General features: G+C 73.4%; 12 protein-coding genes. 8 read left to right on the top strand and 4 right to left on the bottom strand.

What is annotated here, in order from left to right:
- Positions 1-73 precede the first annotated feature (73 nt).
- Positions 74-4,603 (top strand): ATP-dependent helicase, encoded by a 4,530-nt coding sequence (locus Drose_RS08595; RefSeq protein ID WP_390891343.1) that lies wholly within the window; start codon positions 74-76, stop codon positions 4,601-4,603.
- Between the two features lie 60 nt (positions 4,604-4,663).
- On the opposite strand, the gene Drose_RS08590 is transcribed toward Drose_RS08595, so the two are convergent.
- Positions 4,664-5,602 carry an LLM class F420-dependent oxidoreductase gene (locus tag Drose_RS08590; protein WP_260727642.1) on the bottom strand — a complete coding sequence of 313 codons (939 nt, stop codon included), beginning with the start codon at positions 5,600-5,602 and terminating at the stop codon, positions 4,664-4,666.
- Between the two features lie 15 nt (positions 5,603-5,617).
- Between Drose_RS08590 and Drose_RS08585 the strand changes: the two genes are divergently transcribed.
- From Drose_RS08585 to Drose_RS08555, 7 genes are all read left to right on the top strand, one after another.
- Complete coding sequence (locus Drose_RS08585) at positions 5,618-6,418, top strand: SAM hydrolase/SAM-dependent halogenase family protein (RefSeq protein WP_260727641.1); 801 nt, start codon at positions 5,618-5,620, stop codon at positions 6,416-6,418.
- 76 nt (positions 6,419-6,494) lie between these two features.
- Positions 6,495-7,337 (top strand): SAM-dependent methyltransferase, encoded by an 843-nt coding sequence (locus Drose_RS08580; protein WP_260727640.1) that lies wholly within the window; start codon positions 6,495-6,497, stop codon positions 7,335-7,337.
- A 39-nt stretch (positions 7,338-7,376) separates the two neighbouring features.
- Positions 7,377-8,579: a glycoside hydrolase family 5 protein gene (locus Drose_RS08575; protein ID WP_260727639.1), complete on the top strand. Its 1,203-nt coding sequence runs from the start codon at positions 7,377-7,379 to the stop codon at positions 8,577-8,579.
- Positions 8,572-10,005 (top strand): MFS transporter, encoded by a 1,434-nt coding sequence (locus tag Drose_RS08570; protein ID WP_260727638.1) that lies wholly within the window; start codon positions 8,572-8,574, stop codon positions 10,003-10,005. Before Drose_RS08575 ends, Drose_RS08570 begins: the two co-directional genes overlap by 8 nt.
- Before the next feature lie 4 nt (positions 10,006-10,009).
- Entirely contained in the window at positions 10,010-10,819 is an 810-nt protein-coding gene (locus Drose_RS08565) for a DNA-formamidopyrimidine glycosylase family protein (protein ID WP_260727637.1), read from the top strand.
- Between the two features lie 284 nt (positions 10,820-11,103).
- A complete protein-coding gene (locus tag Drose_RS08560) occupies positions 11,104-11,286 on the top strand; it encodes a hypothetical protein (RefSeq protein ID WP_260727636.1) in 183 nt (60 codons plus the stop codon).
- 184 nt (positions 11,287-11,470) lie between these two features.
- On the top strand, positions 11,471-12,166 hold the full coding sequence (locus Drose_RS08555) for a hypothetical protein (protein ID WP_260727635.1): 696 nt from the start codon (positions 11,471-11,473) through the stop codon (positions 12,164-12,166).
- 1 nt (position 12,167) lies between these two features.
- Here Drose_RS08555 and pspM read toward each other — a convergent pair whose 3' ends face one another.
- The 3 genes from pspM to Drose_RS08540 form a co-directional block, all read right to left on the bottom strand.
- Positions 12,168-12,926, bottom strand: coding sequence for a phage shock envelope stress response protein PspM (gene pspM, locus Drose_RS08550; RefSeq protein ID WP_260727634.1), 759 nt, complete (start codon positions 12,924-12,926; stop codon positions 12,168-12,170).
- A 19-nt stretch (positions 12,927-12,945) separates the two neighbouring features.
- On the bottom strand, positions 12,946-13,806 hold the full coding sequence (locus tag Drose_RS08545; protein ID WP_260727633.1) for a PspA/IM30 family protein: 861 nt from the start codon (positions 13,804-13,806) through the stop codon (positions 12,946-12,948).
- 158 nt (positions 13,807-13,964) lie between these two features.
- Positions 13,965-14,765 (bottom strand): hypothetical protein, encoded by an 801-nt coding sequence (locus Drose_RS08540; protein WP_260727632.1) that lies wholly within the window; start codon positions 14,763-14,765, stop codon positions 13,965-13,967.
- Positions 14,766-14,782: the final 17 nt, after the last annotated feature.

Here is a 14,782-nt window from a genome sequence, read left to right as displayed (position 1 = left end):
AACTCCTTATTTCGGGCAAATACGGATAATCCGAATGGCCGACCCTCGGAAAGTGTCGTACCCCCGAGGCAGGATGGTTGGCATGGATGAGCTGGGACGTTTCGGTGCGGCGACGCGCGAGTGGTTCCACGCCGCGTTCGCGGCGCCGACCGCCGCTCAGGTGGGTGCGTGGACGGCGATCAGCGCCGGACGGCACGCACTCGTGGTGGCGCCGACCGGCTCCGGCAAGACGCTCGCCGCGTTCCTCTGGTCGCTCGACCAGCTCGCCGCGCAGCCACCGGCCGACCCGGCGAAGCGCTGCCGGGTGCTCTACGTCAGCCCGCTGAAGGCGCTGGCGGTCGACGTCGAGCGCAACCTGCGCGCGCCGCTGGCCGGCATCCGGCAGGCTGCCGCCCGCCTGGGGCAGGAGCCGCCGGACATCCGGGTGGCCATGCGCACCGGTGACACCCCGGCCGACGAGCGGCGCGCGTTCGCCCGCACACCGCCCGACATCCTGATCACCACTCCCGAGTCGCTCTACCTGCTGCTGACGTCGCAGGCGCGTGACGCACTGCGGGGCGTCGAGACCGTCATCGTCGACGAGGTCCACGCGGTCTGCTCGACGAAGCGCGGCGCCCACCTCGCGCTGTCGCTCGAGCGGCTCGACGCCCTGCTGGAGCGCCCGGCGCAGCGGGTCGGGCTGTCCGCGACGGTGCGGCCGATCGACGAGACGGCACGGTTCCTGGGCGGGGCCGCCCCGGTGGAGATCGTCCAGCCGCCGACCGCCAAGACCATCCAGGTCGAGGTGCAGGTGCCGGTCGAGGACATGACCACGCTCGGTGCGACCACACCCGGCGAGGACGACGAGCCGCGACAGGCGTCGATCTGGCCCGCGGTCGAGGAGCGCGTGCTCGACCTCATCGAGGCGCACCGGTCGACGATCGTGTTCACCAACTCCCGCCGCGGGGCCGAGCGCCTCTGCGCGCGCGTCAACGAGCTGGCCGGGGCTCGGGCCGGCGTGCCGGGGCCCGATCCGGCGCGCGCGCCCGCGGAGATGATGGCGCAGGCCGGCACCGCCAACGGCGCGCCGCCGGTCGTCGCCCGCGCCCACCACGGCAGCGTGTCGCGCGAGGAGCGCAAACACATCGAAGAAGCGCTCAAGTCGGGCCGACTGCCCGCCGTCGTCGCCACCTCGAGCCTGGAGCTCGGCATCGACATGGGCTCGGTCGACCTGGTGGTGCAGATCGAGGCGCCGCCGAGCGTCGCGGCCGGGCTCCAGCGGGTCGGCCGGGCCGGGCATCAGGTCGGCGCGGTGTCCCGCGGTGTGGTGTTCCCCAAGCACCGGGGTGACCTGGTGTCGTGCGCCGTGGTCGCCGAGCGGATGGTCGAGGGCGGCATCGAGGAGCTGCGCTATCCGCGCAACCCCCTCGACGTGCTGGCCCAGCAGATCATCGCGATGGTCGCCATGGAGCCCTGGCACGTCGACGAGTTGGCGGCGCTGGCCCGGCGGGCCGCGGTCTTCGCCGACCTGCCCGACTCGGCGCTGTTCGCCGTGCTCGACATGCTCGCCGGGCGCTACCCGTCGACGGCGTTCGCCGAGCTGCGCCCCCGCGTGGTGTGGGACCGCACCGAAGGCGTGCTCACGGCCCGGCCCGGCGCCCAGCGGCTCGCGGTCACCAGTGGCGGCACGATCCCCGACCGGGGCCTGTTCGGCGTGTTCCTGGCCGGCGCGGAGAAGGCCGCCCGGGTCGGCGAGCTCGACGAGGAGATGGTCTACGAGTCGCGCGTCGGCGACGTCTTCCTGCTCGGCTCCACCTCGTGGCGCATCGAGGACATCACGCCCGACCGGGTGCTGGTCTCCCCCGCGCCCGGCGCCGCGGCGAAGATGCCGTTCTGGAAGGGCGACTCGCCCGGCCGCCCGGTCGAGCTGGGCCGCGCGATCGGTGCGCGACTGCGCGGCTTCGTGAAGTCCGGCGACGACGCGGCCCGGGCACACCTGCGCGCCGGCGGACTCGACGACTGGGCGGCCGACAACCTGCTGGCCTACCTGCGCGAGCAGCGCGAGGCGACGCGGCACCTGCCCGACGACCGCACGGTGCTGGTCGAGCGGTTCCGCGACGAGCTCGGCGACTGGCGGCTGACCGTCCACTGTGTCCTCGGCGCCCGTGTCAACGCGCCGTGGGCGCTGGCGATCGCGCGGCGGCTCAACGAGCGATACGGCGTGGACGGGCAGGTCATGCCGAGCGACGACGGCATCGTGGTCCGGCTGCCCGACGTCGTCGACGAGCCGCCGGGCGCGGACCTGGTGGCGTTCGACCCCGACGAGATCGCCGGCATCGTCGAGGAGACGGTCGGCACGTCGGCGATGTTCGCCGCCCGCTTCCGCGAGTGCGCCGCCCGGGCGCTGCTGCTGCCGCGTCGTGATCCGCGCCGCCGCCAGCCGTTGTGGCAGCAGCGGCAGCGCTCCGCGCAGTTGCTCGACGTCGCCCGGGACTACGCGGACTTCCCCATCACGCTCGAAGCGGCCCGCGAGTGCCTCCAGGACGTGTTCGACGTCGCCGGCCTCGTCGGCGTCATGCGGGAGATCGCCGGCCGCAAGCTGCGGCTCGTCGAGGTCGAGACACAGCGCCCGTCTCCGTTCGCACGGTCGCTGCTGTTCGGCTACGTCGGCGCGTTCCTCTACGAGGGCGACGCGCCGCTGGCCGAGCGGCGAGCCGCCGCGCTGGCGCTCGACCCGACGCTGCTCGCGGAGCTGCTCGGCCGGGTGGAGCTGCGCGAGCTGCTCGACCCGGAGGTGGTCGCCGAGACCGAGCGGACCCTGCAGTGGCTCGGCGCGCAGCGCACTCCACGCGACGCCGAGGACGTCGCCGAGATGCTGCGCGTGCTGGGTGACCTGTCCGACGCCGAGCTGGTCGCGCGGGGCGCCGATCCGGCGTGGGCCGCGGAGCTGGCGGCTCAGCGCCGGGCGATCCAGGTGCGGGTGGCGGGCGAGGCGCGCTGGATCTCCGTCGAGGACGCGGGCCGGTTCCGCGACGCGCTCGGTGTCGCGTTGCCGGTCGGGCTCCCCACGGCCTATCTCGAGCCGGTCACCGACCCGCTCGGCGACCTGGTGTCCCGCTATGCGCGCACGCACGGACCGTTTGCCGTGACGACGTGCGCGGCCCGGTTCGGGCTCGGCGTGTTCGTCCTCGAGCAGGCGCTGCGACGCCTGCCGGCGGTGGTCTCGGGTGAGTTCTCGCCCGGCGGTGCCGGCACCGAGTGGTGCGACGCCGAGGTGCTGCGCCTGCTGCGCCGCCGCTCGCTCGCCGCGCTGCGCCGGGAGATCGAGCCCGTGCCGCCCCGGGCGCTCGCCAGGTTCCTGCCGCAGTGGCACCACATCGGCGCCTCCCGTGCCCGCGGCGTCGAGGCCGTCGCCTCGGCGATCGAGCAGTTGCAGGGCGTGGCCATGCCCGCGTCGGCACTCGAGCGGCTCATCCTGCCCTCCCGGGTCGCCGACTACGCCCCGGCCCATCTCGACGAGCTGTGCTCCTCCGGCGATCTCGTATGGGCCGGCGGCGGGGCGATCGGCGAGCACGACGGCTGGATCAGGCTGGCCTTCGCCGACACGGCCCCGCTGCTCCTACCCGCACCGACCGACGTCGGCGGCCCGCTGCACGAGGCGATCCTGGCCGCACTCGACGGCGGCCAGGCACTGTTCTTCCGCAACCTGTCCGAGCGCGCCGCCGCCGCGCTGCCCGCTCCCCCGACGGAAGCGGAGCTCATCGAGGTCGTGTGGGACCTCGTCTGGGCGGGTCACCTGTCCAACGACACGTTCGCGCCGCTGCGCGCGAAGCTCGGCGGTGGCGGAGCACACCGCTCCCGGCCCTCGACCCCTCGGTCGCGATACCGGCGCCCCGGCTCGGCGGCGCTGTCTCGCGTCTCGCTGGCTGCGGCCCGCACCGGTCCGCCGGTGGCCGCCGGCCGCTGGCACCGCCTCCCCGACCGCGACCTCGACCCGACCCGCCGCGCGACGTCCAACGCCGAGCTGCTCCTCGACCGGCACGGCGTGGTGACCCGGGGCGCGGTCATGGCCGAGGACCTGCCCGGCGCCTTCGCGGGCGTCTACCCGGTCCTCGCCGCGATGGAGGAACGGGGCGCGGCCCGGCGCGGCTACTTCGTCGAGGGCCTGGGCGCGGCGCAGTTCGCCCTGCCCGGCGCGGTCGACCGCTTGCGGGGCGGCAACGGCGGCGACGAAAGCCGCGACGCTCTGGTGCTGGCCGCGACCGACCCCGCCAACCCGTATGGCGCGGCGCTGCCCTGGCCCGAGCGGGTCGTCGACGCGGGCGACGGCGAGCGCTCCGGCCACCGAGCCGGCCGCAAGGCGGGTGCCCTGGTCGTGACGGTCGGCGGCGACCTGGTCCTCTACGTCGAGCGCGGCGGCCGCACCCTGCTGTCCTATGTGGACAACACCGAGCTGCTCTCGTTGGCCGCCAAGGCCTTGGCCGACGCCGTCCACGGCGGCGCCCTCGGCGCGTTGTCGGTCGAGCGAGCAGACGGCGAGTCGATCCACGACTCCCCACTGCGCGACGCGCTGTCCGCGGCCGGCTTCCGCACCACCCCGCGGGGCCTCCGCTTGCGCGGCTGACCCCCGACAGCCCGACCCGGTCCGCGCCCGCACGAGCCGTGACAACACAAGCAACGCCGGCTACGGGAGCAACGGGGCCACCTCGGCGGCGATCAGGTCCAAATGGTCCAGGTCTCGCAGGTCGAGCACCTGGAGGAAGAGCCTCGACGCGCCGATCTTCACATACTCGTCGAGCTGCTCGGCGATCTCCGGCGGAGTGCCGAACAGCGGGCCTTCGCCCTTGCGCCTGGCGTCCGGATCCAGGCCTGCCGACGCGGCCCTGCGCCGTACCTCCGCCTCGTTCTCGCCGCAGACGATCGTCTGCGCGACCGAGAACACGATCGGGGCACGGCCGTCGCGGCCCTCCTCCTCGATGGCGGCGACCACGCGCTTGAACGCGGCGTCGGTGTCGGTCACGCTCGAGAACGGCACGTTGTACTCGGCGGCGTAGCGGGCCGCCAGTCGCGGGGTGCGGCGCGGGCCTCTGCCGCCGACGATGATCGGCGGGCCGGACTGCTGCACGGGCTTGGGCAGCGCCGGGGAGTCGACCAGGTCGTAGTGCCGGCCTTCGAACGAGAACGTCGACCCCGCCGGAGTCGACCACAGGCCCGTCAAGATTGCCAACTGCTCCGACAGCCGGTCGAACCGCTCGCCCACCGGCGGAAACGGGATGCCGTATGCGGTGTGCTCCCGCTCGAACCAGCCCGCGCCGAGCCCGACCTCGATCCGGCCGCCGCTCATCGCGTCGACCTGCGCGATCGTGATGGCCAGCGGGCCCGGGTGGCGGAACGTCGCCGACGACACGAGCGTGCCGAGCCGGATCGTCGACGTCTCGCGGGCAAGCGCGCCGAGGGTGACCCACGAGTCGGTCGGGCCGGGCAGCCCGTCGCCATTCATCGTCACGTAGTGGTCGGAACGGAAGAACGCCTCGAAGCCGAGCCGCTCGGCCCTCTGCGCGATCGCGAGCTGATCCTCGTAGGTGGCGCCGAGCTGGGGTTCGGTGAACACGCAAAGCCGCATGACACCGACACTATCGTGGTGCCCGTGCGCTGGATCTCGTTCACCACCGACTATGGACTGACCGACGGGTTCGTCGCGGCGTGCCACGGCGTGATCGCCCGGCTGGCGCCCGAGGTCCGCGTGATCGACGTGACGCATCTCGTACCACCCGGCGACGTCACCCGCGGCGCGGCGGTGCTCGCCCAGACCGTGCCGTCGCTGCCGCCGTCCGTGCACCTGGCGGTCGTCGATCCGGGCGTGGGCACGGCGCGGCGCGCGATCGTCGTGGAGGCCGCCGACGGCAGCCTGTTCGTCGGCCCGGACAACGGACTGCTCGTCCCCGCCGCCGAGGCGCTGGGCGGCATCCGCCGGGCGGTGCACCTCACCAACCGGGAGTGGTTCGCCCCGCACGTCTCGCACACGTTCCACGGGCGGGACGTCTTCGCGCCGGTCGCCGCCCGCCTGGCACTCGGCGCGGATCCCACGACTGCGGGAGCGACAGTGCCGGATGTCGTACGGCCGGTGCCCCCGCACGTCGAACACCTCCCCGACGGCGTGCGGGCCGAGGTACTGACGGCCGACCGCTTCGGCAACCTCCAGCTCGCCACCACGACCGCGCCACCGGGCGGCCCCGGGACGGCGGTCAGCGTCAACGGGCAGCCGGCGCGGACCGGCGCCACCTTCGGCGACGTCGGCCCGGATGAGCTGGTGGTGCTGACGGACTCCGCCGGGCACCTCGCGGTCGCCGTCAACGGCGGCAGCGCGGCCGACCGGCTCGGGTCGGTCCCCGGCGACCGGATCACGATCATCCGGTACGACTCAAGATCAACGCCCTAGGTCCACGACACGCGGGGGCATATGATCCGAGCCGGACGGGAATGCCGAAGCTGACCACACGTGCGAAAGAGCGGACATGTCTGGCGCAGACTGGATGAAGCCCAAGCCCGACGTGGCATACGAGCCCGTCGACCTGCAGACCGACCGGCCCCACCCGGCGCGGGTCTACGACTTCCTGCTCGGCGGCAAGGACAACTTCCCGGCCGACCGCACCGCCGCCGAGGCGGGCCTCAAGGCCAACCCCAGCAGCCGCATCCCCCCGCGGGAAAACCGCAACTTCCTGCGCCGCGTGGTCGAGCACCTCGCCGCCGAGCAGGGCGTGCGGCAGTTCCTCGACATCGGCACGGGCATCCCGACCTCACCCAACGTGCACGAGGTCGCACAGGACATCGCGCCCGAGTCGCGGATCGTCTACGTCGACAACGACCCGATCGTGCTGGCCCACGCCCGGGCGCTGCTGACGAGCAAGCCGGAGGGGCGCACGGAGTACATCGACGCCGATCTGCGTGACGTCGACCGGATCCTCACCGCGCCGCAGCTCCGGCAGGTCATCGACTTCGACCAGCCGGTCGCGCTGATGCTGATCGCGATCATGCACTTCGTCGGCGACGCCGACAGGCCGTATGAGGTGGTGAGCCGGCTCGTCGACGCGTTGCCGTCGGGCAGCTTCCTCGCGCTGTCGCACCTGACCGGCGACTTCGACCAGGCCGCCTGGGACCGCGTCGCGGCGATCTACGCGAAGCAGGGCGTGACGATGCAGGTGCGCTCGCACGAGGAGATCGCCCGGTTCTTCACCGGCCTGGAGCTGGTCGAGCCCGGCCTGCCGGTCGTCACGAAGTGGCGTCCCGACGCGGCCGTCGACGCGAACGCCACCGACACCCAGGTCGCGGTCTACGGCGGCGTGGCAAAAAAGGCGTAATCCGGGCATGACCGACCCAAGGGCGGGCAGTGGCCCGCGGTGGTGCGCAAGGCCCCGCCGCTGGTCGCGGCCGTGCTCCTGCTGGTGGCGGCGATCGCCGTACCGCTGCAGCTCCCGAGACCGGCGAGAGTGCTGTGCGTGTCGGACATCGTCCAGGCCCGGGCGGTCGCCGGGCTGGCGAACTTCTCCGGCTGGCTGCGCCGCAACCACGCGACCGGGTTCATCGGCGAGATCGGCTGGCCGGCGGACCGCGACGCCGAGCAGTGGACCGGCGTCGCGGAGGCCTGGTACAACGCCGCCGACATCGTCGGCCTGCCGGTCACCGCCTGGGCCGCCGGAACGTGGCCGGCCAACTACCCGATGGCCGTGTACCGCCCGGTCGCGCAGGGGCAGACGGTGGACGTGGCCGGCCCGCAGGCGAGGGTGATCGAGCGTCACGGCACGACGCCGACCTACCTCCGCGGGGTCAACCTGGCGGCGGGCTCATTCGCGACGTCGGACGTCAACGGCGGCTTCGGCACCGGCAACCCCGGGCGGTACGGGCAGGATTACACGTATGAGACACCCGCCAGCTACACGTTCCTCGCCGGGCGGGGCGTCCACCTCGTGCGGCTGGCGGTCAACTGGGAGCGGCTGCAACCACGCCCGTTCGGGCCGCTGGACGAGGTCGAGGTGGCCCGGGTTCGTGACGCGCTCGACCACGCGCGGGCGGCCGGCCTCGCGGTGATCCTCGACCTGCACAACTACGGCGACTACGCGGCCGGCGGCGGCCCGTCGGGCCAGCCGCGCATGCTGCGGCTCGGCGACGACCGGCTGCCGACGACGGCGCTCGCCGACTTCTGGGTGCGGATGAGCCGCGCCGCCGACGACCCGGCCGTCATCGGCCTCGGGCTGCTCAACGAGCCGACCCGGCTGGCCGCCGACGGCCGCGACGGCGCCCTGATCTGGGAGCGTGCCGCGCAGCAGGCCGTCGACGCGATCCGATCCACCGGCGATCGGCGGGCGATCCTCGTCAGCGGGTACGTCCCGATGGGCCCGCCGTCGTGGGGGCAGATGCACCCGACGGCGTGGATCGTCGACCCGCTCAACCGGACCGCGTACGAGTCGCACGCGTACTTCGACCACGACGGCAGCGGTCACTACTGGATGTCGTACGCCGACGAGTTGCGCAGCGTCACCTGGCCTCAGCCGACGCTGTGCCAGCGCCTGACGCCCATGACCCGCCAGGTGCTCGATGCGTAACCGCGCTCTCGCGGTCGGTCTCGTGGCCGCGTTCATGACCCTGCTCGACGTGAGCATCGTGAACGTGGCGATCCCCTCCATCCAGGCCGACCTCGGCGTCGGCACGAGCGGCTTGCAGTGGATCCTCTCCGGCTACGCGCTGACGTTCGGCCTGCTCCTGGTGCCGGCCGGCAGGCTCGGCGACGCCCGCGGCATCCGGGGCGTGTTCGTCGCCGGGCTGCTCGGCTTCACCCTGGCCAGTGCCGTGGCCGGAGCGGCGCGCAACGAACTCTGGCTGGTCACGGCCCGGCTGGTGCAAGGCGCCGCGGCCGGCGTGCTCAACCCGCAGGTCACCGGCCTGATTCAGCGCCTGTACCCGCCGCCCGAGCGGGGCCACCCGTTCGGCCTGCTCGGCGCGACGATCGGCATCGCCACCGCGATCGGCCCGCTGCTCGGCGGGGTCCTGATCCAGCTCGGCGGTTCGGCGGAGGGCTGGCGCTGGGTCTTCTACATCAACGTGCCGGTCGGTGTGCTCGCCGCGGTGCTGGGCTGGCGGCTGATCCCGCGCCGTCCGGCGGAGCGGCGCCGCCGGGAGAGCCTCGACCCGGTCGGCGTGGTGCTGCTCGGCGCGGCGGTCGTCCAGATCCTGCTGCCGCTGGTCCAGGAACGGCAGTGGCAGGGCAACGCGAAGTGGCTGCTGGTCGCCACCGGCCTCGCCACCCTCGCGGTGTTCATGGCCTGGGAGCGGCGCTTCGCCCGGCGGGGCGTGCCGCTGATCGAGCTCGGCCTGTTCCGCGTGCCGTCGTACGGCCTGGGGACGACCCTCGTCCTGCTGTACTTCGCCGGATTCACCGCCAACTTCTTCATCTTCACGCTGCTCCTCCAGCGCGGGCACGGCTACTCCGCGCTGGAGGCCGGCCTCGCGATCACCCCGTTCGCGCTGGGCTCGGCGGTGGCGGCGTTCGTGGGCGGCCGCATCGTCAACCGTCTCGGCCGCCCCCTCGTGGCGCTCGGCCTGGTCACCGTCATCGCCGGGCTGACCGCGACGATCGTGGTGCTCCGCCTGGTGCCGCAGGTGTCTCCCGGGGTGACGATGGCGCTGCCGCTGCTGGTGGCCGGGACCGGCAGCGGGCTGGTGATCACGCCGAACCAGACGCTGACCTTGGCGGAGGTACCGGTGGACCGCTCGGGCAGCGCGGCCGGCGTGGTCCAGACCGCACAACGTGTCGGCGCGGCGTTCGGCATCGCCACGATCGGCTCGGTGTTCTTCGCCCGCCTGAACGCGACGGGCGGCGACTGGACCGCCGCGCTCCAGGGTTCGTTGACCGCGTCGATCGGCTTCATGCTGCTCGCCCTGCTGGCCGCGGCAACCGACATCCTGCGGACCCGCCACGCGGCGGCTCGAGCGGGCCGCGATCCGGCCACCCGAGCCACGAGGCAGGATTGACGGCGTGCCCGAAGGTGACACCGTCTGGAACACCGCCCGTGTGATCGGTCGCGCCCTGGCGGGGCAGGTCGTCGAGCGCAGCGACTTCCGGGTGCCCCGGCTCGCCACCGTGGACCTCGGTGGGTGGACGGTGGCCGAGTCGGCGAGCCGCGGCAAGCACCTCCTGCTGCGCCTGACGAAGGACGGCCAGCAGCCGCTCACCCTCCACTCCCACCTGAGGATGGACGGCGTCTGGCGGACGTATCGTGCAGGCGAGCGCTGGTCGGGCCGCCCGTCCCACCTGATCCGTGTGGTGCTGCACACCGGCACCGTGGCCGCCGTCGGCTACCACCTCCACGAGCTCGCCGTCGTGCCGACGGCCGAGGAGCGGCAGCTCGTCGGACACCTCGGCCCGGACCTCATGGGCGACGACTGGGACGCCGGCGAGGCGGTCGCGCGGCTGCGGGCGAAGCCGGACCGGTGGATCGCCGACGCGCTGCTCGATCAGCGCAACCTCGCCGGCATCGGCAATCTGTACAAAGCCGAGACGCTGTTCCTGCGCGGGTTGTCGCCGTGGGCCACGGTCGGAGAGGTCGCCGACCTGCCGGCCGCGGTCGACCTCGCGCACCGCCTGCTGAACTCGAACCGCGGGCGCTGGACCCAGGCGACGACGGGTTCGCTGCGGCCCGGTGAGGCCAACTGGGTCTTCGAGCGTGCCGGACGGCCGTGCCGCCGGTGCGGGACGACGATCCGGCGCTGGACCGGTGGTGATCACGACCGCATCACGTACTGGTGCCCGCACTGCCAGCCCGGTGAGCCTCCGTCGCGCGGGTGAGGACCCGCAGACCCGCCGGGCGCTGTCGCGTATCCGACGTGCCCGGAGCATGTGCCGCAGGCCGCGATTTCGGACGGTGACGGCGTTGCCGTCGGCTGGCTGATCTGCGGGGTGATCTTCCTCGCCCCGGGCGCCGGCCCATTCTTCCCGCTGGACAAGGAGTTCGGGCGCTCGACGCCGTGGGCCGACCACGAACCGCCGGAGCCGGTGGGCCTGCGGCCCGTCGCCGGCCCGCCCCCGGCACGACGCCCCGCGCGGCGGCCGAGCGCGAGCACGGTAGGGTCTTGGAGGTACTGGACGCCCGCGCGCCGGCCGAGCCGCCACGACCGGTCGGCGCCGACCCGGGCGAGCTCGCATCCGCACTTGAACGCCTCAGCCGGCCGCACGGCGCCGGCGAGCTGACCGACGCCGGATACACGGCCGCGCAGCAGCGGCTGCTGGGCACGTCTCCTGGGGAGGGGCGATGAGCAGGACGTCTGCGGGGCTCAAGAGCTGTTCGTCGATGTCGCGGGCGGCGGCGATCTTCGGCGGGGTGGCGCTGGGTGCGATGGCGTACCGGTGGATCACCCGCTGAGCCGGCGCGGGCTTTTCGCCGGAGCGGGTGCCTCGCTCGTGGCGGCCGCGCTCGGCGGATGCGACAACACTCCCCTGGTGACACCGACGGCGGCCCCGACCGTCCGCCCGCCCGCCAACACTCCGCTCGCCGCCTGGGAGCTCACCGGCGGCCGCAACGGCGCCGGAATGCTCGCGCTGCGCGCACCGCGGCTGGTCGTCTTCGGCGACGGCGAGGCGATCGCCGACGCCGCCTACCGAGCCCGACTGGACTCCGACCAGTTGCGGAGCCTGGCGGCGGGCCTCACCGAGGACCTGCGGTCGTCCGGGGCGCAGAAGAAGCCGACGGCGACCCCGACGATGCTCGACGCGCCGGTGACGAAGGTGTCCGTGTGGTCCGAATCCGGGACGCTGTCCTTCGCCGCCGAAGGACTCGACGAGGCCAAGGCGGATCGCCTGTACGCCGACGTGCTCTACACCGCGCGGGACCGCCTCGCCGCCGTGCACAAGACGGTGTCGGCGACGGCGCAGCCGTATCTCGCGACCCGGGTCCGGGTGGTGGCGGTTCCGGTCGACGGCGACGTGGCCGGCGCGACGGCGTGGCCGGCGGATGTGGCGCTGCCGGCGGCCGGCGACAGGGACCTGCGCAAGGCCGACCTGGACGGCGACGCGGCCCGCGGCGCGGTGCGGAAGTTGACGCGAGACCTGGACCAGCGGGGCGCCTGGCCGGCATACCGCATCCCGGACGGCACCCTGGTCCGTGCTAGCTGGCGCTATCTGCTCCCCAACGAGTGACTCACGCGGGCTGCGGCCGGGGGTTGGGGGCGTTGCGCAGGTCGGCCAGCCCTTCGGCGACACCGCGCAGGAAGGCGGTGGCGTCGGAGAGGTTGCCCAGTGTCGCGCTGTCCTCGGCCACGCAGCCGGCGGCCGCGGTGACGAACTGCTCGTAGGCGGTGACACCCTGCTCGAGCTGCGCGGCGAGCGTCGCGTGGGCCGGACGGAGCGCCTCGCCGGCTGGGCCGAGGCTCATGGTCCGCTCCACCGAGGCGGTGCGCTGGGCCAGGTCCCGCAGGGAGCGCTCGGCGACCGCGGCGTCGAGGACAGCGGCCTCGGCGGCCGGGCCGAGGCGGCCGACGAGCCCGCTGAGCATCACCGATGCGCGGTCGAGACGCCTCCACGGCTCCGCGACCGTGAGCCCGCGCAGGCGGAACGACTCGCGCTGCCGGTCGAACTCCGCCAGCGCCGTCTTGCCGGCCGGGAGCCGCTGGACGAGGCCCACGAGCTTCTGGCGGGCCAGGGCGCCAGCGACGGCCGGGTCGGGATCCTCGGGGACCGCTAGCTGGCGGAACGCGCGGTAGTCGAGCCACCGCCAGATCGCGATCGCGATCGAGCCACCGGCGCCGGCGGCCCAGAAGGCGTCGGGGAGGCCGAGGCCGCTGTAGGGCACCAGGACCGCGGCGGCGCCGGTCAGCAGCCCGGCCCGCACAGACCAGCCCCGGGCGGAGCGGTGCAGCCTCCGCAGTCGTTTCAGGTGCTTGGTCCGTGCCGTGGCCATTACTGTTCCCCCCGGTCGGTCAGCTCGCGCTGGCGGAGTCTCCCGCCGGCTTGTCCTTGTTCATGCTCGCCCGGATCTCGTCGAGCCGGGCCACGCTGGCGTCCTTCTGCGCGGCGGGCGCCGCGACGGACGGCGACTCCGGGGTGGCCGCGAGCTTCTCGCCTGCCATGCTCGCGCGGATCTGGTCGAGGCGGGAACTGCCGGCCATGTCGAGCGTCGAGCGCTGCACCTCGAGCATCCGGCCCTCCACCGAGTTGGAGGCGAGCTCGGCACGGCCCATCGCATTGGCGTAGCGCCGCTCGATCTTCTCGCGCACCTCGTCGAGCGACGGGGTGTTGCCGGGGGCGGCGAGCCCGCTCATCGACTCGAGCGACTTGGCCACCGTCTCCTGCATCTTCGCCTGCTCCAGTTGGCTGAGCAGCTTGGTGCGCTCGGCGAGCTTCTGCTGGAGCATCATGGCGTTGTTCTCGACGGCCTTGCGCGCCTGGGCGGCGGCGTTGAGCGACTGGTCGTGGAGGGTCTTGAGGTCCTCCATGCCCTGCTCGGCGGCGACCAACTGGGTCGCGAACACCTGAGCGGTCTGCTCGTATTGCGTGGCCTTGGCCTCGTCGCCCTCGGCGCGCGACTTGTCGGCGAGGACGAGTGCTTGGCGGGCCGAACCCTGGAGCTTCTCCACCTCGGACATCTGCCGGGACAGGCGCATCTCGAGCTGCCGCTGGTTGCCGATCACAGCCGCGGCCTGCTGCACCAGGGCCTGGTGCTGACGCTGCGCGTCCTCGATCGCCTGCTGGATCTGTACCTTGGGATCGGCATACTCGTCGATCTTGGCGCCGAAGAGCGCCATGAGGTACTTCCAGCCCTTAGCGAACGGATTCGCCATTTCGCGGTCCTCTCTCGGCCAGCACAAGAACATGCGGCTTCCATCGTGTCAGGCGCACGCTAGAGCGTCACGCCTACCTTGTGGGCAAAGCCACGGAAATACCGGGCAAACCAGGTCAAACGTTATGCAACTCAGGGTGATCTCAGGGCTGCGACTCATCACATGTGCTCCCCTCCGGAGAGCGCCGAACGGGACAGGCGCTCCGCCTCGGCGAGCCCGGCCCGCATACCCTCAAGATCGTTGGTGAGCTCGGCGACCTTCGAGGCGGTGAGCGTCGCGCCTCCCGCGGTTGTGGCGTGCAGCGCGAGGAGCTCGGACATGCGCGCCACCAGCCCCTCCATGCCCAGCACGGCGGACTGCATCCGGGCGAGCAGCATCTCCCGGGCCTCCTGCAGTCGCCGGCCGACGTCGAGCTGGTCGGTCACCGCCCGCAGCGCCCGCTCCCGCTCCTGGCGCAGCGGGCCGGCCGGCAGGCCCTGGAGGCCGCGCTGGAGCTGGGAACGATCCTGCCGGAGCCGCTGGACGTTGATGCCGGCCGCGGTCTGCTCGATCAGCGTCACCTGGCCGGCGAAGCGCACCAGGTCGGCGAGCGCGCCGGCGGCCTGGTCGTCGACCTCGCCGATCTGGCCGCGCAGCACCGGATCGGCCGGGCTCTCCGACTGCCGCCGCAGCGTGCGGACCGCCGCCTCGGCCCGCCGCAGCCACCGCTCGGCATCGCTGCCGCGCGGCGGCGTGGGCAGGTCGGGCGGCGGCTGGATCCGGGGGTGCGGGTCGGCGGTCCGGTCGGTGATCGTGCCGAGTCCGATCCGGATGCCGTAGACGGCACCCGCGACGACCAGCCCGACCGGCACGCCGACCAGCAGGCCCGCCGGGGCGAGAGCGGCCGCGACCGCCCCGCCCATGCCGCCCAGGATCCCGGCGGCGACGAGCCCCCACGGCTCGGTAAGCTGCTCCTTCACGCCCACGAACGTAAGTC

The organism is Dactylosporangium roseum (genome assembly GCF_025264685.1).
GTDB lineage: Bacteria > Actinomycetota > Actinomycetes > Mycobacteriales > Micromonosporaceae > Dactylosporangium > Dactylosporangium roseum.
The sequence above is the reverse complement of the archived record's forward strand: the minus strand, read 5'-3'. Positions and strand labels throughout refer to the sequence as shown.